The organism is Polynucleobacter sp. 30F-ANTBAC (assembly GCF_018882385.1).
GTDB lineage: Bacteria > Pseudomonadota > Gammaproteobacteria > Burkholderiales > Burkholderiaceae > Polynucleobacter.
This window is the reverse complement of sequence record NZ_JACVON010000002.1, coordinates 523,600-543,507: the sequence shown is the minus strand read 5'-3', so window position 1 is coordinate 543,507 and position 19,908 is coordinate 523,600. Positions and strand designations below refer to the sequence as shown.

The 19,908-nt window shown below is 43.6% G+C and carries 18 protein-coding genes; 5 read left to right on the top strand and 13 right to left on the bottom strand.

Going from position 1 to position 19,908, the window contains the following annotated elements:
- Positions 1-8 precede the first annotated feature (8 nt).
- Together nadB and ICN28_RS08240 are read right to left on the bottom strand one after the other, a co-directional pair.
- Entirely contained in the window at positions 9-1,619 is a 1,611-nt protein-coding gene (gene nadB, locus ICN28_RS08245) for an L-aspartate oxidase (RefSeq protein ID WP_216287756.1), read from the bottom strand.
- A gap of 9 nt (positions 1,620-1,628) precedes the next feature.
- On the bottom strand, positions 1,629-3,236 hold the full coding sequence (locus ICN28_RS08240; RefSeq protein ID WP_216287754.1) for a peptide chain release factor 3: 1,608 nt from the start codon (positions 3,234-3,236) through the stop codon (positions 1,629-1,631).
- A 129-nt stretch (positions 3,237-3,365) separates the two neighbouring features.
- Between ICN28_RS08240 and ICN28_RS08235 the strand changes: the two genes are divergently transcribed.
- Positions 3,366-4,214 carry an SAM-dependent methyltransferase gene (locus ICN28_RS08235; RefSeq protein WP_216287752.1) on the top strand — a complete coding sequence of 283 codons (849 nt, stop codon included), beginning with the start codon at positions 3,366-3,368 and terminating at the stop codon, positions 4,212-4,214.
- 14 nt (positions 4,215-4,228) lie between these two features.
- Here ICN28_RS08235 and ygiD read toward each other — a convergent pair whose 3' ends face one another.
- From ygiD to ICN28_RS08210, 5 genes are all read right to left on the bottom strand, one after another.
- Positions 4,229-5,005 (bottom strand): 4,5-DOPA dioxygenase extradiol, encoded by a 777-nt coding sequence (gene ygiD / locus ICN28_RS08230; RefSeq protein ID WP_216862396.1) that lies wholly within the window; start codon positions 5,003-5,005, stop codon positions 4,229-4,231.
- Positions 5,006-5,101: 96 nt separating this feature from the next.
- Positions 5,102-5,383 carry an HU family DNA-binding protein gene (locus ICN28_RS08225; protein WP_216287751.1) on the bottom strand — a complete coding sequence of 94 codons (282 nt, stop codon included), beginning with the start codon at positions 5,381-5,383 and terminating at the stop codon, positions 5,102-5,104.
- A 228-nt stretch (positions 5,384-5,611) separates the two neighbouring features.
- The gene (gene serS / locus ICN28_RS08220; protein WP_216287750.1) at positions 5,612-6,922 is read right to left on the bottom strand and encodes a serine--tRNA ligase; all 1,311 of its coding nucleotides are present in this window, start codon (positions 6,920-6,922) and stop codon (positions 5,612-5,614) included.
- A 49-nt stretch (positions 6,923-6,971) separates the two neighbouring features.
- Positions 6,972-7,658 carry an outer membrane lipoprotein carrier protein LolA gene (locus ICN28_RS08215; RefSeq protein WP_216862395.1) on the bottom strand — a complete coding sequence of 229 codons (687 nt, stop codon included), beginning with the start codon at positions 7,656-7,658 and terminating at the stop codon, positions 6,972-6,974.
- The gene (locus ICN28_RS08210; RefSeq protein WP_216287746.1) at positions 7,658-9,964 is read right to left on the bottom strand and encodes a DNA translocase FtsK; all 2,307 of its coding nucleotides are present in this window, start codon (positions 9,962-9,964) and stop codon (positions 7,658-7,660) included. The genes ICN28_RS08215 and ICN28_RS08210 overlap by 1 nt, the downstream gene beginning before the upstream one ends.
- A 51-nt stretch (positions 9,965-10,015) precedes the next feature.
- On the opposite strand from ICN28_RS08210, the gene trxB reads away from it, so the two are divergent.
- Positions 10,016-10,969, top strand: coding sequence for a thioredoxin-disulfide reductase (trxB, locus tag ICN28_RS08205; protein ID WP_216287744.1), 954 nt, complete (start codon positions 10,016-10,018; stop codon positions 10,967-10,969).
- A gap of 94 nt (positions 10,970-11,063) precedes the next feature.
- Here trxB and glnK read toward each other — a convergent pair whose 3' ends face one another.
- The 3 genes from glnK to ppa form a co-directional block, all read right to left on the bottom strand.
- On the bottom strand, positions 11,064-11,402 hold the full coding sequence (gene glnK, locus ICN28_RS08200; protein ID WP_216287742.1) for a P-II family nitrogen regulator: 339 nt from the start codon (positions 11,400-11,402) through the stop codon (positions 11,064-11,066).
- Between the two features lie 71 nt (positions 11,403-11,473).
- Positions 11,474-13,090: an NAD+ synthase gene (locus ICN28_RS08195; RefSeq protein ID WP_216287740.1), complete on the bottom strand. Its 1,617-nt coding sequence runs from the start codon at positions 13,088-13,090 to the stop codon at positions 11,474-11,476.
- Positions 13,091-13,134: 44 nt separating this feature from the next.
- Complete coding sequence (ppa, locus tag ICN28_RS08190) at positions 13,135-13,668, bottom strand: inorganic diphosphatase (protein ID WP_216287738.1); 534 nt, start codon at positions 13,666-13,668, stop codon at positions 13,135-13,137.
- Positions 13,669-13,912: 244 nt separating this feature from the next.
- On the opposite strand from ppa, the gene ICN28_RS08185 reads away from it, so the two are divergent.
- Both ICN28_RS08185 and ICN28_RS08180 read left to right on the top strand, forming a co-directional pair.
- Positions 13,913-15,307 carry a DEAD/DEAH box helicase gene (locus ICN28_RS08185; RefSeq protein WP_370626475.1) on the top strand — a complete coding sequence of 465 codons (1,395 nt, stop codon included), beginning with the start codon at positions 13,913-13,915 and terminating at the stop codon, positions 15,305-15,307.
- Positions 15,308-15,811, top strand: a complete 504-nt coding sequence (locus tag ICN28_RS08180) for a chorismate lyase (RefSeq protein ID WP_216287727.1) — start codon at positions 15,308-15,310, stop codon at positions 15,809-15,811.
- A gap of 43 nt (positions 15,812-15,854) precedes the next feature.
- Here ICN28_RS08180 and ICN28_RS08175 read toward each other — a convergent pair whose 3' ends face one another.
- Both ICN28_RS08175 and ICN28_RS08170 read right to left on the bottom strand, forming a co-directional pair.
- The gene (locus ICN28_RS08175) at positions 15,855-16,034 is read right to left on the bottom strand and encodes a hypothetical protein (RefSeq protein WP_216288240.1); all 180 of its coding nucleotides are present in this window, start codon (positions 16,032-16,034) and stop codon (positions 15,855-15,857) included.
- A gap of 11 nt (positions 16,035-16,045) precedes the next feature.
- Positions 16,046-16,900: an NAD(P)H-hydrate dehydratase gene (locus tag ICN28_RS08170; protein ID WP_216287725.1), complete on the bottom strand. Its 855-nt coding sequence runs from the start codon at positions 16,898-16,900 to the stop codon at positions 16,046-16,048.
- Positions 16,901-16,951: 51 nt separating this feature from the next.
- On the opposite strand from ICN28_RS08170, the gene ICN28_RS08165 reads away from it, so the two are divergent.
- Entirely contained in the window at positions 16,952-17,602 is a 651-nt protein-coding gene (locus ICN28_RS08165) for a glutathione S-transferase family protein (protein ID WP_216287723.1), read from the top strand.
- A 54-nt stretch (positions 17,603-17,656) separates the two neighbouring features.
- Here ICN28_RS08165 and ICN28_RS08160 read toward each other — a convergent pair whose 3' ends face one another.
- Positions 17,657-19,876 (bottom strand): cation-translocating P-type ATPase, encoded by a 2,220-nt coding sequence (locus tag ICN28_RS08160; RefSeq protein ID WP_216287722.1) that lies wholly within the window; start codon positions 19,874-19,876, stop codon positions 17,657-17,659.
- Between the last annotated feature and the right edge of the window lie 32 nt (positions 19,877-19,908).

Sequence of the window (19,908 nt, the reverse complement as noted above, 5' to 3'; positions counted from 1 at the left end):
TTTTTAAACTAGTTACGATTGAGTGGCGTCAAGATAGTGGGGTAGGCCACTGACCAACTCTGAGGATAATCTCGACTGTAATGAAGACCACGACTCTCTTTACGCATCAGTGCTGATCGAACGATTAATTCCGCACAACTTAATAAATTACGTAACTCCAACAAATCTCGCGTCACTCGAAAGTTAGCGTAATACTCCTGAACTTCGCTTTGCAACAACTCAATGCGATGCAACGCTCTCTCTAAGCGGCGATTGGTTCTCACAATACCGACATAGTTCCACATTAATAAGCGCAGCTCATCCCAGTTATGAGAAATCACAACGCTTTCGTCAGCATCTTCCACACGACTTTCATCCCAAGGCAACACTTCTGGCATATCCGAGAAATGATCCTTTTCAATATCAGCTGCCGCTGATTTACCAATCACCACACATTCCAACAAAGAATTAGAAGCCAAGCGATTAGCGCCATGCAAACCCGTGTAAGTGGCCTCACCAACAGCGTACAAACCAGGTAAATCAGTCTTACCATCCAAGTCTGTCACCACGCCACCACACGTGTAATGAGCGGCAGGAACAACCGGTATTGCTTCTTTAGCAATATCAATACCTAAAGCGGCACAGCGAGCATAAATAGTCGGGAAGTGCTCTTTTAAAAATGGCTCACCCAAGTGAGTCGCATCCAAAAGAACATAGTCCAATCCATGTTTTTTCATTTCAAAATCGATTGCGCGAGCAACGATGTCACGAGGAGCCAATTCGGCACGATCATCGTGCGCCATCATGAACCTTGTGCCATCTGGTAACTTGAGTTGAGCACCTTCGCCACGCAAAGCTTCAGTCACCAAAAAAGTTCTATCTTGGGGGTGGTAGAGGCAAGTAGGATGAAATTGAATAAACTCCATATTGCCGACACGGCAACCTGCACGCCAAGCCATTGCAATCCCATCACCAGTTGCAGTCTCAGGGTTACTTGTATAGCGGTAAACTTTACCAACACCACCTGTCGCTAAAACGACGGCAGAGGCACGAATCGTATCAATTTTGCCACTAGCAATATCTAAAGCGTAGACGCCATAACAGTGTTCACCGGAAGATCTTCTCTTTGTTTTTAAATGCCGATTTGTAATGAGATCTAATGCCATCCAGCGTTCAAGAAGCTTAATATTTGGATGCAATTTAGCTTTATCCAACAACACTTGATGAATGGCCTTACCGGTAGCATCAGCTGCATGAGCAATACGACGATGGCTATGACCACCCTCTCTAGTGAGATGAAGACCTTTTGGGCCAGCAGGATCAGTTGTAAAAGGAACACCCTGCTCAACTAACCAATCAATTGCCGAGGCACTTCTTTCAGCTATGTATCTAGCGGTTGCTTCCACAACTAACCCAGCACCCGCATCAATTGTGTCGCGTACGTGGGCGTCAACGCTATCTTTTTCATCAAGCACTCCCACAATTCCACCCTGAGCCCAAGCTGTTGCTGACTCAGAAAGACCACGCTTAGCCATGATGATCACTTGGCGAGTTTCTGCTAACTCCAAGGCGACCGTCAGGCCAGCTAAGCCAGCCCCAATCACAACAATTGGCAAATCAGAATTGGGAGAAGTTTTCATAGTAGGCTGTTAGCTAAGCTTGCTAGCGTGCTCTCGCGTTTCATGGAAAACAATTTGAGGCCAACGCTCTTGGGTGACTCTCAAATTAACTGCTGAGTTAGCCAAGTAAGCCAAATTATCTGCAGCATCTAAAGCTAACTGGTGACCCGCAGAGGAATTCTCGAAATCTGACATCATTTTTTTATCGTCACAGGTTACCCATCGGGCGCAATTGATGCTTGCTGTCTCAAAGACAGCATCCACACCGTATTCATTCATCAATCGACTTGCTACGACCTCAAATTGCAAAGCACCTACGGCGCCTAGAATTAAGTCACTTCCATTTACAGGTCTAAATACTTGAACGGCACCCTCTTCACCCAATTGCTGAAGACCTTTTTGCAGCTGTTTAATCTTCATCGGATTACGAATCCTAGCCACCCTAAAGAAATCAGGGGCGAAATAAGGAATACCGGTGTACTGCAATAACTCACCTTCTGAAAAGCTATCGCCGATTTGCATATTGCCATGGTTGGGTAAGCCAATGATGTCCCCAGCGTAAGCCTCTTCTACTTGCTCTCGGGAAGATGCCATGAATGTCACCACATTGGATACTTTGACATCACGCTTGATACGCAAATGATTGATCTTCATGCCGCGCTCGAACTTGCCAGAACATACTCTCAAAAAGGCAATACGGTCACGATGAGCAGGATCCATGTTAGCTTGGATCTTAAAAACAAAACCCGAAAATTTATCTTCACGTGGATCGACAGAGCGTACCGTTGCATCACGTTCACGTGGACCCGGGGCCCAGTCTAGAAGAGCATTTAGAATTTCTCTAACACCAAAGTTATTAATTGCTGAGCCAAAAAATACCGGCGTTTGCTGACCGGATAAGAAACGATCCAAAGCGAATGGGTGTGAGGCGCCCTGCACCAACTCCACCTCCATTTTTAACTGTGCCATCTCATCGGGAAACATCTCTGCAAGCTTCGGGTTATCAATACCTTTGATTAACTCAAACTCTTGGTCTGCACGATCACTACCCGCTGCAAATAAAAGAATCTCATCGTTAATTAGGTGATAAACACCACGGAAATTTTTACCCATGCCGATTGGCCATGTCACTGGAGCACACTCAATCTTCAGAACAGACTCGAGCTCATCCAATAACTCCATCGGATCTCTTGTCTCGCGATCCATCTTATTAACAAATGTAATGATGGGCGTATTACGCATCCGGCAGACATTTAATAACTTGAGTGTTTGTTCCTCAACACCCTTAGCAGCATCAATCACCATCAAGGCCGAGTCTACGGCTGTCAATACGCGATAGGTGTCTTCAGAAAAGTCTTGGTGACCTGGGGTATCCAATAAATTAACGACATGGTCACGGTACTCAAACTGCATCACGGAACTAGCAACAGAAATACCACGTTGTTTTTCAATTTCCATCCAGTCAGACGTGGCATGCCGTCCGCTTTTACGTGCTTTAACGGTACCAGCCAATTGGATAGCGCCCGAGAACATCAATAACTTCTCAGTTAAGGTTGTTTTTCCGGCGTCAGGGTGGGAAATAATCCCGAAGGTTCTACGTCTTGCGACTTCTCGGACGATATCGTTGCTGTAATTCATAGGCTTTTCAATCAAATAGCCCTATAGTTTAGTTTAGACAGCCCAAATAGGCATTAATTCACGATTAATCGGGGATAAGGGCTTGGGCTTCAGTCCTTATTCCCTGTTCTATCAGGCAAAATAGAGTTCATGACAACCAAAGCGATAAAAAAAGAAGCTACAGAGCAAAAACATGAGATTAGACCCACTCAGTCTCTTGAATTGCTGAAAGAGCTTCACATCCTCACCAGAGATGGGAAGCTCAATCAAGATACCCGTAGAAAACTAAAGCAGGTTTACCACTTGGTCCAATTTATCGAACCCCTACTTCAAGAGGTTTTAGATAGAAAAGATCATTTAACACTCGTAGATCATGGTGCAGGCAAGTCTTATTTAGGATTTATTCTGAATGATCTATATTGCAAACTTCAATCCAAACCTAGCAGCATCATTGGTATTGAAGTTCGTGAAGAGTTGGTAAAAAGATCTCAAGAATTAGCTGCCAAACTTCAGTTTGGCAATATGCAATTCTTACATCTCAGCGTTGAAGAATCCTTAAACTCTAATTTGATTCCAGATCAAGTTGATGTTGTTACGGCACTTCATGCTTGCAATACGGCAACCGATGATGCCATTCGCTTTGCTTTAACCAAGAAGGCAAAACATATTATTCTTGTGCCCTGTTGCCAAGCCGAGGTCGCTGCTACTTTAAGAAAAAATAAAAGTAGCGCCCTTAAAAATGAACTATCTGAAATTTGGCGACACCCCATCCACACTCGAGAATTCGGTAGCCACATCACCAATGTTTTAAGGTGCTTACAGCTAGAGTCACATGGCTACGATGTCACCGTCACCGAGTTAGTAGGCTGGGAGCACTCCATGAAAAATGAACTAATCATTGCTACCCTGAAAAACCTACCCGGGAAGAAAGCTGCGGATAGAAAAGCAAAGCTTCTCAGTGAGGTTGGTCTTGAAGCACTAGCCGATCGATTTATTTAAACTGAGAGCCTCAATCAACCTACTTTAAAAGATAGCATACTGATTGAAGCTAAATCGATGCCATCCGTAAATATCTCGACACGCTCATCAAGCTCCTGCAGAGCTAAAACGTAGAGTACAGGCCAGTAATGCTCCAGCGTCGGAATGGATAGATTTGCGTCGTCTTGTTCTTGATTTGTAAATGGATCAATCAAAAGATCATGATTTCCCGACAAAAGATTCTTCTTAAAGAACTCATTAAATCGCTCTGCCCAAGGGTGAATTGAGCGAGAACTAAAATCAGCCGTTCTAAGGTTATGAACTACATTACCGCTACCAATAATTAAAACGCCCTGCTCCCTAAGTGGAGCGAGCTTTTTAGCTAACGCATAATGCTCAAATGAGCTAAGAGTAGCATCCAAGCTCATTTGTACAACAGGGATATCTGCATCAGGATATAAATGCTTGAGCACAGTCCAAGTGCCATGATCCAACCCCCACTCTTGCTTGTCCAGCATCACTTCTTTGGGCGCCAATAACTCTTTAATTAAGCCAGCTAAATTAGAGCTTCCAGGAGACAAATACTGCTGATCAAACAAAGCCTGTGGAAACCCTCCAAAATCGTGAATGGTTGGGGGGCTCTCCATTGCGGTCACTTTGACACCCTTAGTTACCCAATGAGCTGAAATCATTAAGATGGCTTTTGGTCGAGATAATTGCTCTCCCAGCAACTTCCAGCGCGGGGTATAAGGATTTGGCTGAATAGCATACATAGGGTTGCCATGGCCAAAGAAAAGAACAGGTAACTTCATCAGAAAAATATTAAAGTAAAAATCATCAAAGATACGACCTTAAGAGAATAAAAAAGGCTGCCAAGGCAGCCTTTTTTATTCTCATTGAAGAGGGAATTACTTGCGCTTGTTTACAGCGTCTTTGAATGCTTTACCAGCTGTGAACTTAACAGTCTTAGCAGCAGCAATCTTGATAGCTTCGCCAGTCTTTGGGTTACGGCCAACACGAGCAGCACGCTTACCTGAACCGAATGTACCGAAACCGATCAATTGAACTTTGTCACCTTTAGTAACAGCTTTAATGATTGTCTCGATTGATGTGTTCAAAACTCTTTCAGCAGAAGCTTTAGAGATGTCAGCATCTTTTGCAATTTTTTCAACTAATTCAGCTTTATTCATTATTTACCTTTCAACATTGGAACTGGGAGTATATACAAACTTTACAAGATAACTATTAAAATTACTTATAAGCCTTGTAATATCGATATTAAATCACATAATCGCTCTAGAAGCTAACACTTATAACGTTCTTTAGGGTTTTACCTATGCCCCATGATGATTTAAGAGGTTATGCACCATTTAAATCACTAAATGCACCAACTATAAATTTATTGGAAACCTTATAAATTAGGCTTTTAAAAACTCAAGGCCGCCCATGTAAGGCTGAAGTGCTTTAGGAATTCTAATGCTGCCATCCGCTTGCTGGTAGTTTTCTAAAATGGCGACGCCGGTTCTGCCAACAGCTAAACCTGAACCATTGAGGGTGTGCACCAACTCAGGTTTACCTTGCCCCACCTTAAAGCGCGCTTGCATTCTTCTTGCCTGGAAATCACCCATATTGGAGCATGAGCTAATTTCACGATACGTGTTTTGCGCAGGCAACCAAACCTCGAGATCGTATGTCTTGGTGCTACCAAATCCCATATCACCAGTACATAAAAGCACTTTTCTGTATGGCAGTTCTAATTTTTGTAAAATTGATTCCGCTTGATTGGTTAACTCTTCCAAAGCGTGCATAGACTCTTCTGGCTTCGTGATTTGAACCAACTCAACCTTTTCAAACTGATGTTGACGAATCATGCCGCGAGTATCTCGACCATAACTACCTGCCTCAGACCTAAAACAAGGTGTGTGAGCCACAAACTTTCTAGGCAAATCTTCAGCAACGGTAATCGTATCGCGCATCAAATTCGTCACAGGCACTTCAGCCGTAGGAATCAAGTAGAAGTTTTCATAACTCGCTTCAATATCAGCATCCTGATCATCGCCACCCACCTTACGAGGCACCTTAAATAAGTCAGCTTCGAATTTAGGCAATTGACCCGTTCCCCTCATGGAGTCTGCATTAACAATCAACGGCACATAAACCTCGTTATAACCAACTGCAATATGGTTATCCAACATGAATTGACCCAAAGCTCTGTGCAAGCGTGCAATTTGCCCGTGTAAGACTGCAAAACGTGACCCTGTTACCTTAACAGCGCTATCAAAATCCAAGCCCAAAGGAGCCGCTAAGTCCACATGATCTTTAATCGGGAAATTAAATTGAGGAATCTCACCCCACTTAAGAACTTCCTGGTTTTGATTTTCGTTCTGACCTGTTGGTACGCTCTCATGCGGAATATTAGGGATATTCATCAAGAAATCATTAAGCTGGGACTGCAGAACAGTTAACTTTTCTGTCAAAGTTTGTAATTCTTGATTAACAGCGACGGATTCTGCCATCTCTTCTGAGGCATCTTCTCCTTTGGCTTTTTTCATACCAATGGCTTTAGCCAATTGGTTTCTTTTTGCTTGGAGCTCTTCAGTGCGACTTTGAACTTGCTTACGCTCAGACTCTAAAGATAAAAACGTGGTCTTATCTAAAGAAAATTTACGGTCAGCCAAACGGCTCACCACCACATCAATGTCTTTGCGTAAAAGCTGAATATCAATCATGAATTTCTCAATATATTTCTAATTTATTTTTATTTGGCCGATCAGCCACTCACTTCACCTTAAAAACTTCTGCGCCCGTTGGCGCAGAAAATTTAAAGGTTTGGGCATCCAGCGTTATATTCGTTTTGATTTTACTCAAATTGATTAAAACAATTGTTCCAAAATTGTCATGTAATTCAAGCCCCACTGGAAGACCATCTTTCATGCCAACCCCAATACGACTATAAGGAATATCTTTTTTAGGTTGTGAAGCTTTGGGCTTTAACTCCAACCACTGAATACCACCCTTATCCTCACCAGCAACAAGATCAAAATGCTCATCCACAGAAGTATTCCCAAAGAGAATCGCTGCAGGACTTGCGGCGAGACCTTGGCCTGCTGGTCGACTGGTTAACTGATTCAGATCTTTATCCCATAAAAGCAGTTGTTTGCCGTCAGCAATTACTTTTTGCTCAAATGGTTTTTTAGTTTCCCAAACAAATTGACCAGGTCTTTGAAAAACAAAATGACCTTGGCTTTTTCTTAATACTTTAGGTTGCGCTTCACCCTGTCTAGCAGGTCGAATTTGCTGTTGTGAAAAGTCACCTTCAGCATTTTTAACATTTACCAAAAAACTTTTGAACTGAGTAACAGCATCAGCAGCTTGGCTATATGCATGCTGCGAAAAACCCACCATCAGAGCTAAGCCACTAGCAGCACACCATTTAGAAATAGTTTTTTTTGCTAAAAAAGACATTAGTTATCGCCTGCCGCTCGAACCAGAATCTCACGATTGCCATTACTACCCATTTTAGAAACTAGACCAGCGCGCTCCATATCTTCAAGTAAGCGTGCGGCTCGGTTATACCCAATGCGCAGATGCCTTTGAACCAATGAAATAGACGCTCGTTTGTTTTCAAGAATAATCGCGACAGCCTGATCATAAAGTGGGTCCGCCTCTCCACTAGCAGAGGCTTCACCGCTACCACCATCCATCTCAGCCTGAGGCTCTAGAATTGATTCAATGTAATTCGGTTCGCCATTTTTCTCTTTAAGCCAAGTCACAACGCGATGCACCTCATCATCGGTAACAAAGGCGCCATGCACACGAATTGGTAATCCAGTACCAGGGGCCATATACAACATATCACCCATACCTAATAAGCTCTCAGCACCTTGCTGGTCCAAAATGGTACGGCTATCAATTCGACTGCTGACTTGGAATGAGATACGTGTTGGCACGTTGGCCTTGATCAAACCTGTAATAACGTCCACGCTTGGACGCTGAGTTGCCAAGACCAAGTGAATACCAGCAGCACGTGCTTTTTGTGCGATACGTGCAATGAGCTCTTCAATCTTCTTACCCACCACCATCATCAAATCAGCCAACTCATCAATCACGATCACGATCACGGGTGCTTTATGAAGCGGTTCAGGATCATCCGGCGTCAAACTGAATGGGTTATAGAGATACTCACCCTTTTCTTCAGCATCAGCAATCTTCTTGTTAAAGCCAGCTAAATTACGAACCCCAAACTTGCTCATTAGCTTATAACGACGGTCCATCTCAATCACCGCCCAATTTAGAGCGTTATAAGCTTGCTTCATGTCTGTAACTACTGGACACAACAAATGAGGAATGCCTTCATAAACCGACATCTCCAACATCTTCGGATCAACCATGATGAGTTTGACTTCGTCCGCTTTAGCCTTAAAAAGCAAAGACAAGATCATGGAGTTGATACCGACAGATTTACCTGAGCCGGTTGTACCAGCCACCAAGCAATGTGGCATTTTTGCCAAATCAGCCACCACTGGAAGACCGGCAATATCTTTACCCAAAGACATTGTTAATAAAGATGAGCTGTCGTTATAGGTGCGAGAACTCAGAATTTCCGTGAGGTGTACCGCTTGACGATTAGGGTTAGGTAACTCCAATCCCATGCATGTTTTGCCTGGGATTGTTTCAACCACACGCACACTCATAACACCTAGAGCTCTTGATAAATCTTTTTGAAGATTAACAATCTGACTACCCTTCACACCAACAGCAGGCTCAATCTCATATCGAGTAATCACTGGGCCTGGGTGCGCGGAAACCACTTTGACTTCAATGTTGAACTCTTTTAGCTTTCTCTCAATCAAACGAGAAGTGAACTCTAGAGTATCTGCTGAGATGGTTTCTTTTAGAGGTGGCACAGGATCCAACAAAGATAGCGGTGGCAACTCTGAGTCTGCTAAATCTGAAAACAATGGCTGTTGCTTTTCGCGTTCCACTCGTTCACTCTTAACTACCGTTAACGGTGCTCGATAAATAGGTACTGGAGGAAGCTCTTCAATTTTGACGCGTTCTTCCTCAACAATTTCTTCTCGCTCCTCAGCTGCCTGCTCACCAATACGGCGATCCTCTTCAGATTCGCGACGCTGGCGTAGACGCATCCATGAAACCTCTAAAAATCGGCCCACCTGCTCAGCAAGAGTTAACCAAGAAAATCTCAAAAATAGAGACATGCCAATAGCAAGGGCAACCAACAGAATCAGAGTAGCGCCAGTGAAACCAATTGCCATTTGCAAAGGGTCGCCTAGCAACTCCCCCAAAACTCCCCCTGGAGGCCTTGGAAGGTCCATGGTCATACTGTGCATTCTGATGGACTCCAGCGCCATACTGGAAAGCATCGTCAAGCCAAAACCTAGAATACGGGGCAATAAAGGCTCTGGCTCAAGCTCGTTACCGGGCAATTTGGCGGCAGTTAACTCTTGCCAGCCTCGAATAGCCCTTTTTAAAAGCAAGATAACCCACCAGTAAGCAGAGGCACCAAAGACATAAAAGAGCATGTCAGCTACCCAAGCACCCAAACGACCGCCAATATTGGCGATATTTGACACCTGATTTGCATGGGACCAAGCTGGATCACCCTTACTGTAGCTTGCTAGAACGGCAAATAACGCCAAAGTTAGCGTCATAAATGCAATCCACTTAACTTCGCGCACCAATTTGCTCATGCGCGATTGTGAGGAACCCTCTTGAGGGGGTGGAGTGGAGGAGGATGCGATTCTAGCCATGTGTTTCCAATTGTAATCAACATGAAACAACGAAACTCTTATAATTGCAATATGACTACAAAAAATATTAAACATGCCAAAGTTTTGATCCTAGGTTCAGGCCCTGCGGGCTATACAGCTGCCGTTTACGCAGCTCGTGCTAACTTGGATCCCGTTTTAATTACAGGTATTGCTCAGGGTGGTCAATTGATGACTACGACTGAAGTCGAAAACTGGCCTGCAGACCCGAATGGCGTCCAAGGCCCTGAATTAATGCAGCGCTTTTTGGAGCACGCTGAGCGTTTTAAGACAGAAATTGTTTTTGACCACATTCATACAGCAGCTTTGACGGAAAAACCGATTCGCCTGGTTGGTGACTCAGGCACCTACACCTGCGACTCACTCATCATCTCCACAGGTGCTTCAGCGCAATACTTAGGCTTACCAAGTGAGGAAGCGTTCATGGGTAAAGGTGTATCTGCCTGCGCTACATGCGACGGCTTCTTCTACCGCAACCAAGACGTTTGCGTGATTGGCGGAGGTAATACTGCCGTTGAAGAGGCTCTTTACTTAGCCGGAATCGCGAATAAAGTAACGGTGATTCATCGTCGAGATAAATTCCGTGCTGAACCTATTTTGATTGACCGTTTAATGGCAAAAGTAGCAGAAGGTAAAGTGGTCATTGAATGGAATAGCCATTTAGATGAAGTATTAGGTGATAACTCAGGGGTAACAGGCGTTCGAATCGCTAATGCCGATGGTCAGAAAAAAGACATCACCCTAAAAGGTGTTTTTGTCGCCATTGGACATAAACCTAATACAGATCTATTTGTAGGTCAGCTAGATATGGAAAACGGCTACCTCAAGACCAAAACCGGTCTAGTCGGCAATGCGACAGCGACAAATATTCCAGGTGTTTTTGCTGCAGGTGACGTGCAGGATCACATTTACCGTCAAGCTATCACTAGTGCAGGCACTGGATGCATGGCTGCATTGGATGCGCAACGCTATTTGGAAACGCTATAAGTTTTAGATTTGCTTGTCATTTAAGCAATCTACTTTCCCAAACAAAAAACCCCATCTTGTCACACAAGATGGGGTTTTTTATTCGGGTTAACTTTTAAACAGCTGATTCGTTGGTCTCACCTGTTCTGATTCGAATAACTTGCTCAATGCTCGAAACGAAGATCTTGCCGTCACCAATCTTGCCAGTATGGGCAGATTTAACAATTGCATCAATCACTGCTTCAACACGGTCATCAGCCACAACCACTTCAACTTTAATCTTTGGCAGAAAATCCACCACATATTCTGCGCCGCGATAGAGCTCTGTATGACCTTTTTGACGACCAAAGCCTTTAACCTCGGTCACAGTCAAACCAGTAACGCCAAGCTCTGCCAAGCCTTCACGTACTTCATCTAATTTAAACGGTTTAATAATTGCAGTTACTTGTTTCATATCGATCTCCTCGTACTTCAATCATACCTAAAAACAATAAATTTACTCAACAACTTAGATCTTAAAATAAATTAAGCTCTAAATTTATTGGTAATAGGGTAACGCCAATCTCTCCCAAAAGCCCTTTGAGTAATTCTTACGCCAATGGGTGATTGGCGCCGCTTGTACTCATTAATCTTAATTAATCGAGTCACCTTTTCAACATCTTCAGCCCGATACCCCTCGGCAATAATTGATTCAATGGACTGATCTTGCTCCATATATTTCATGAGAATGGCATCCAAAATCTCATACTCTGGCAAGCTATCTTGGTCTTTTTGATCGGGACGTAATTCAGCAGATGGTGCTCTTGTGAGAATTCTTTCGGGGATCACTGGGGCCAAACTATTGCGATAGGCACAAAGTCGATAAACCAAAGTCTTGGCAATATCCTTGATAACCGCAAAGCCCCCGGCCATATCGCCATAAAGCGTGCAATAACCTACAGCCATCTCACTCTTATTACCTGTTGTTAAAACAATCCGACCTGATTTATTAGAAATAGCCATTAATAAAGTGCCACGTATCCGCGCCTGAATATTTTCTTCGGTCGCATCAACTGCCTTGTTTTTAAATTCGGTGGATAAAGCACCTTCAAATGCATCGTACATATCTGAAATGGCTATTTCGTCATACTGAACGGATAAATTTTCAGCCATTTGTCGGGCATCAATCCAGGAAATATCAGCGGTATATCGAGAAGGCATCATCACAGCTCGAACTTTCTCTGGGCCTAAAGCATCAACAGCAATCGCCAGAACTAACGCCGAATCAACACCGCCAGATAAGCCAATAATGGCGCCCGGGAATCCGTTCTTGTAAACGTAATCCTTAACCCCCAAAACAAGTGCTTGATACACCTGAGCCTCAATGGAGCCAGCTGGCGTTATGCGCTCACCGGCCAAGTCTCCACCAAGCACTTGAACAGTAGCAAAGTCTTCTTGAAATGCTGGCAAACTAAGGACGACATCCGCTGCTTGATTAAGTGCAAAAGAGGAGCCATCGAATACCAATTCATCTTGACCGCCAACAGCATTAACGTAGACCAAGGGCAAACCTGTTTCCAAAACACGTGCCTTCAGTACATCAACTCTGATATTTTGTTTTTCAAGGTGATAAGGTGAAGCATTAGGAACTACCAGTAATTGAGCGCCAGCATGTTTCGCATGAGCCGCTGGACCAGAGTGCCAAGCATCCTCACAAATAATTAGACCAATCTTTGTGCCATCAATATCAAATACGCAAGCATCCTCACCCGAAACGAAATACCTTACCTCATCGAACACCTCATGATTGGGTAATTTTTGTTTGGCATAACTGGCAATAATCTCGCCCTTGTACAAAACACTGGCCGTATTTTGAAGCCCATGGGTTGTTCGAGAAGGGTAGCCAACCACTACCCTTAAGTCAGGGAAGTTAGCTAATTGTTTAGCTAAATCATGGACAGCAACGTCCACAGCTTGAATAAATGCATCTCGTAACAGCAAATCCTCAGGGGGATAACCCGTGATGGATAACTCTGAAGTAACAAGTAATTTAGCACCCTGCTCAGAGGCCTTTTGGGCAGCCTGCAGAATTAACTCTGCATTGCCAGACAAATCGCCAAGAGTTGGGTTTGATTGAGAGAGGGCAATAAAAAACGGAGACATAGGATGCATTATCCCATTGCCTCCGCTTGGCGTCAGTAGACTAATTACTTCGTCTTGTTATAACGCTCTACGCTATCCATAATTTCTTTTTTGGCAGCGTCGATACCGTCCCAACCCTTAACCTTAACCCACTTGCCAGGCTCAAGATCTTTGTAGTGCTCAAAGAAATGTTGAATCTGCTTCATAACCAATGGATTCAAGTCTTCCATTTTTTGAATATCCGCATACATTGGCAAAATCTTTTCAGTTGGAACTGCCAATAACTTGGCATCGCCACCTGACTCGTCATCCATATGTAAAACACCTAATGCACGGCAAGTGATCACAACACCTGGCGGAATAGGAAATGGCGTCAATACAAGAACGTCAGCAGGATCGCCATCATCAGACAATGTCTGAGGGATATAGCCATAGTTGCATGGGTAATGCATCGCTGTGCCCATAAAACGGTCTACAAAAACCGCTCCAGAGTCTTTATCAACCTCATACTTGATTGGATCTGAATTCATCGGAATTTCGATGATCACATTGAATTGATCCGGAATTTTAGATCCTGGTTGTACGTCATTTAAGCTCATTTTTACTCCATGCTATGCGTTTGAATTGAGGCGAATTTTAACAAAGCAAACCATCAGTTCCCTGACGATTTAAATATGCAGTGCAGCAATATTAGCAAAAGTATGGCATAATCTCGCTTGTAGTACGAATCATCGCCCCCCAGCCAGAGTTCTCATAGAGAGAACAACATGCCTTTTTGATTGTCTGTTGGTCGATGCCTTAATTGACCAACCACAGAAAGGACATCCCTTGATAGGGATGTGCATGACTATGACTATTAGTTTTAAAGAACTGGGCTTAGCCCAACCCCTCCTTCAAGCAACTGAAGCTCTTGGCTATACACAGGCTACCCCTGTACAAGAAAAAGTGATCCCTGCTGCCCTTATTGGTGGCGACTGGATGGTAAGTAGCCAAACAGGTAGCGGAAAAACAGCTGCTTTTTTATTACCCCTATTACACAAATTAATCGCTGCCAACCCAAACGGCAAACCTGTTCCAGGTCGTGCAGAACCTCAAGTTTTGGTTTTATGTCCAACTCGTGAATTAGCACAGCAAGTAAGTGCCGATGCGATTAATTTAGTGAAGTTTGCAAAAGGTATCCGTATTGCAACCATCATGGGTGGCATGCCTTACGGCAAACAAATCTCACAAATCAAAGGTGCCAACCTAGTTGTTGCCACACCTGGTCGCTTGTTAGACCTAAGCAATAGCCGTGCTATCCGTTTGGATAAAGTGCAATGCATGATCATCGACGAAGCAGACCGTATGCTTGATCTTGGTTTCCAAGATGACATCGAAGCCATCCATAACTTGTGCTCTGATCGCGATCAAACCTTGATGTTCTCAGCAACATTTGCGCCACGTATCATGCAATTGGCAACAAGCCTCATGAATAATCCTGGTCGTATTGAATTAGCAAGCGCTCATGACAAACATGAAAACATCGCTCAGACATTGCATTGGGCAGATAGCGTTGCTCATAAACACAAGTTGCTAAGCCATTGGTTATCAGATCCAACAATGGAACAAGCGGTTGTTTTCGCCAGCACACAAGCTGATAGCGAAACAATTGCTGATTCATTGCGTGCTGACGGTCATGAAGCAACAGCACTTCACGGTGCGATGCCTCAAGCGGTACGTAACCGTCGCTTACAGTCATTGCGTAAAGGTCAAACTCGTATCTTAGTAGCAACAGACGTTGCTGCACGCGGTATCGATGTACCAACAATCACCCACGTGATTAACTTTGGTCTTCCAATGAAAGCCGAAGATTATGTTCACCGTATCGGTCGTACAGGTCGTGCTGGCCGTAGTGGTGTAGCAATTACATTGGCTGAACATCGTGATCGCTCAAAGATTCGTGCTATTGAGCAATACACACAACAACAATTACAAGCAGAAGTTATTCCTGGTCTTGAGCCTTCAGAAAAATCACGCAAGCCATCTAGCCGTCCAGGCTCAGGTCGCCCAGGTAGATCTTTTGGCGGCAAAGGTGCTAGCAATGCTTCTAACCGTCAAGGCGAAGGCAAGACTTTCAAACAAAATCATTTTGCTAAGCCGAGTGGTCCTAAGTTTGGCGGTTCAGGTAAGCCGTCTTCAGGTCCTAAATTTGGTGGTTCAGGTAAGCCATCTTCAGGTCAGAAGCGCACATTTGCTTAAATGAAAAAACTTCGCCGGTCTTGGATAGATTTAGATCATGCGGTGCTACATTCGGCACCCTTGATCTGGCAAGACTGGTTAAGTTACCCACTTTCTCTGACTCAATACATTGAAAAGAGAACTCAAAAATCTGTCAGCATTCAAGTTCTAACAGATAAAAATCAATTAGTTTTAAATGATGAGCAAGATCTCTTTAGGAGATCTTTTCGTCATTGTCGCGTCCGAGAAGTCTACTTATGCATTGATGACACACCTGTTGTTTTTGCCAGAAGTGTTCTTCCAACCACAAGCTCAACGGGCATCAATCGAGATTTGCTACAAATTGGAAATAAGCCTCTAGGCGAGGTCCTTTTTAAAAATGGGCAGGCGCCTATTTTGTTAAGGCAAGTCACTGAGATTCCGAGCATTGGATTTGGGCGACGTTCACTTTACCAATTGCGTGGACATCCGATATTAATTACTGAATTCTTTATGCCGGCACTTTTAGACAAAATCATCACATAAAAAAAGACCACCCTAAGGTGGTCTTTTTTTTAATTGCTCTCAATTACAAAACGTAACCGATATGTGCAGAAGCTAAAGCGAACAAAATTGCCAAGCATGTAGCTGCAGCTAACATCACGATCAAGGTAATGATCTTTTTGTTGATTTCGTCTTTACTCTCTTTATGCCATTCATTCATTTGGAGCTCCCTCATCAAAAATTCGTTATGGATCGTATTATCCATGAATCCTGACTTTATTTGATATTTATCAAATTTCTCACTTGATGGATCACTTCCGAAGGCGTCAGTCCAATCGGTCCAACTCCTTGATTTACAAGCACGTCAGCTGCTCCAGAGTGCAAATCTACCGCCAAATAGACCGCCTCTAATACGGATAACTGATGATGCAGGCCTTGGGCTATCACCGCTGCCAAAACCCCAGTCAAAACATCCCCCATGCCACCGATCCCCATTCCGGCATTCCCCTTCTGACAAATCTTGATGGGCTCTCCAGGAACTCCAATTAAAGTCCCCTGCCCTTTTAAAACCACAATGGATTGAGTTAACTCAACTAACTGCAGGAGAGATCCACATCGATCTGCTTGAACCTTCTCTGTTGTTGTATGTAACAACCGCGCTGCCTCACCTGGATGTGGCGTTAAAACAGTGAAACCTTTGGGTCTATTTTGAAGCATCATCAGTAAGCTTGTATCAACCGATAGAAGATTAAGAGCGTCGGCATCGAGAACAACAGGAATGTTTTGTAATAAACCTATTTGTAATAATTCTTTTGCCAAATCACTCTGGCCCAAACCGGGACCTATCACTAACACCTCGGGCGCAACGTCGGCAATCAGATCAGGCTTAGCTCGATTGACCATGAGCTCAGGCTGGTCAATTACCAATGATGGTGCTTGAGAGTCTAAAACCCCCAAAATCACCCATCCTGCCCCTGAATATAGAGCAGCCTGCCCTGCTAAAAATACAGCACCTGACATACCAACATCGCCACCAATGATTAAAACCTTACCACCATGGCCTTTGTGCTCATCAGGGGCTCGCTTTAATCGATTGAGTAGGTTTTGTGTGTTGAGAGGGGTGGCGTCCATAAATGTCAGTCAAAGTCTATACTCTCAGAGTACAACAAAAAGGATATCCTTATGAACTTACATTTATATTTTTGCCCAGGAACCTGTTCTTTTGTTCCGCATGTCAGCTTAGAACTAGTTAAACAAGCTTATGGTCATGACTTTAAATCCACCTTAATTAATTTAAGTAAAGGTGAGCAATTCACACCTGAATACCAACAGATTAATGCTAAAGGTCAAGTTCCAGTTTTAGTTGCTGATAACAACTCATTAACCCAGGTGGTAGCCATTGTGAGTTATCTCCATGAGCAATTCCCTAAGGCCAACATATTTCCAGCAGACTCACTTCAAAAAGCACATGCTCTTTCGATGTTAGCCTGGATGAACAACACGGTTCACCCAACTTTTACAAGAGTATTCAGACCTGAACGATTTAGCGATGAGGCAAGTAAAGATGCTGTAAAAGCAGTCGCTATAGAAACGTTTAAAACATATTTGGCAGATATAGAAGCCATCTGCTCAAAAGGTCAGGCATTTATTTGTGGCGATCAATTAACACCAGCCGATATCTACGCCATTGCATTTATGCGCTGGGCAGGATTAGCCAAAATTGATCAAAAATCGTATCCGCATTACTTACAATATGCAGAACGTTTATCTGAAATGCCAACCATCAAAAACATCATGACAAAAGAAGGTATCTTCTTAAAGACTGGGCAATAAATAGTTCAGTTATTTGGCTAAAACGACAGACTCTCAGTCAAGCTTGACTGAGAGTTAATCTCTAGACCATCTCTTCAAGAGCAAGGCATTGGTAATCACGCTCACGCTTGAAGCTGCCATAGCAGCACCAGCTACGACCGGCGTTAAGTAACCCAGTGCTGCTAACGGAATACCTACCAAGTTGTAGATAAAAGCCCAGAATAAATTCTGCTTTATTTTTTTCCATGTCGCTTTAGAAATTTGAATCGCATCTGGCACCAAGCCAGGGTCACCTCTCAAGAGCGTGATACCAGAAACATGCATAGCAATATCGGTTCCAGTTGACATCGCAATTCCAACATCAGCAGCCGCTAGAGCTGGCGCATCATTTACACCATCGCCCACCATCGCAATGCAAGCGTGAGGCGATTCGGCTTTGAGGTCTTGAATAATCTTCGCTTTATCTTCTGGCATCACTTCTGCATAAACTTGATCGATACCAATTGCTTTAGCCAGTCGCTCAGCAACTAAATGATTGTCCCCCGAAATCATGACTGTTCGAATCTGCATCGCCTGAAGTCGCGCAATGATCTCTGCAACGCCAGGCTTAATTTGATCACCAAAGCTAAAAATAGCTAAAACTTGGTGATGCGTTGAATTAACTAACCAAGAAACACTGTGGCCTTTATTTAATTCACTCTCTGCCAGACCAATGTCCATTGGGTCATACTTATGCGCAGTTTTGAGAAGTGCATGATGACTCAGAAATGAAAACATCTCACCTTGATAACTTCCTTGAATACCAATACCTGGCTGAATCTTTAGTTCGCCAGCTGATTCCGGCACTACCGAGTGCTCTAAACCATAACTTATAACTGCTTTAGCTAACGGATGTTCACTGCCCATCTGCAATCCCATCGCAATCGCCATAATATGCTCATCACTCAAGACATTCGAATGATCAGAGAGCTTTTTAAATAGTTTGAGTTGAGGGTGACCCGTTGTTAAAGTTCCCGTCTTATCAAAAGCAACAACCGTTAAACGATGCGCCAGCTCTAGTGCCTGAGCATCTTTAATTAAGACCCCCAACTTGGCAGCTAACCCTGTTCCCGCCATGATTGCAACTGGAGTAGCTAAGCCAAGCGCGCAAGGACAAGCAATTACCAAAATAGCGACTGAGCGGATTAAAGAAGATTCAAAATCTCCAAATACAAGATAACTAACAATCAAGTTAACCATTGCAATGAGGATGACAGCTGGAACAAACCATGCACTAACTTGATCGACTAACCTCTGAATTGGTGCTTTCTGCCCTTGAGCATCTTCCACCATCCTAATCATTTTCGCTAAAGTACTTTCCTCTCCAATGCCTTTGGCTTGAATTATTAAGCGGCCAGTTACATTCAAAGAACCGCCCGTTACCAAAGAGTTAAGTTCTTTGAAAACCAAATGAGTCTCACCCGTCAGCATGGATTCATCTAGATCACTTGAGCCATCTATAACCAGCCCATCAACAGGAACTCTTTCCCCCGGCAAGACCAATACAAGATCCCCAGGCAATACCTGATCAATAGAAAGGAGACGGTATTCGTGATTTGAATGACCAGGTTTTAAAACCTTAGCCTCGTTGGGCCAAAGAGCTTGTAGTGCAGAGATAGCCTGCGTGGTTTCTTTTTTAGCTTTAGCCTCTAACCACTTACCCAACATAACCAAAGAAATAACAACTGCTGAGCTTTCGAAATAGATTTGATGAGGGTCACCCCATCCAGATTGATGCCATTCATAGAGACTTAAACCATAGGCTGCACTGGTACCTATCGCCACCAATAAATCCATGTTGCCAGAGCCGGATCGCAAACTCTTTAACCCAGCCACATAAAATCTTGCGCCCAAAATAAATTGCACGGGAGTGGCTAATGAGAATTGAGCCCAAACCGGTAACATCCAATGAGTGCCAAAGGGCATCAGCACCATTGGCAAAACTAATGGCAACGATAACAAGATACTTAAGAAAACAGCAAAACCGCCATATAAATTAAATTGGCTTATTGGCTTAGGCTGCTGAACTCGCTCAGAAAGAGATGCCTGAAATCCTGACTTCTCAATAGCCTTAATTAGTTGAGGAAGAATGGTCTCCTGACTTAAATCTGTGACAAGCCTAATTTGTGCTTTTTCTGTGGCTAAATTAACGTTCGCTGCCTCAACCTCATTAATTTTTAATAAAGTTTTCTCAACTCTTGCAACGCAAGAGGCACAAGTCATACCATCAATCTTTAGGGTGACTATTTGGCTCATACAATTGATAATTAGGGTTATTAATGGTTAAG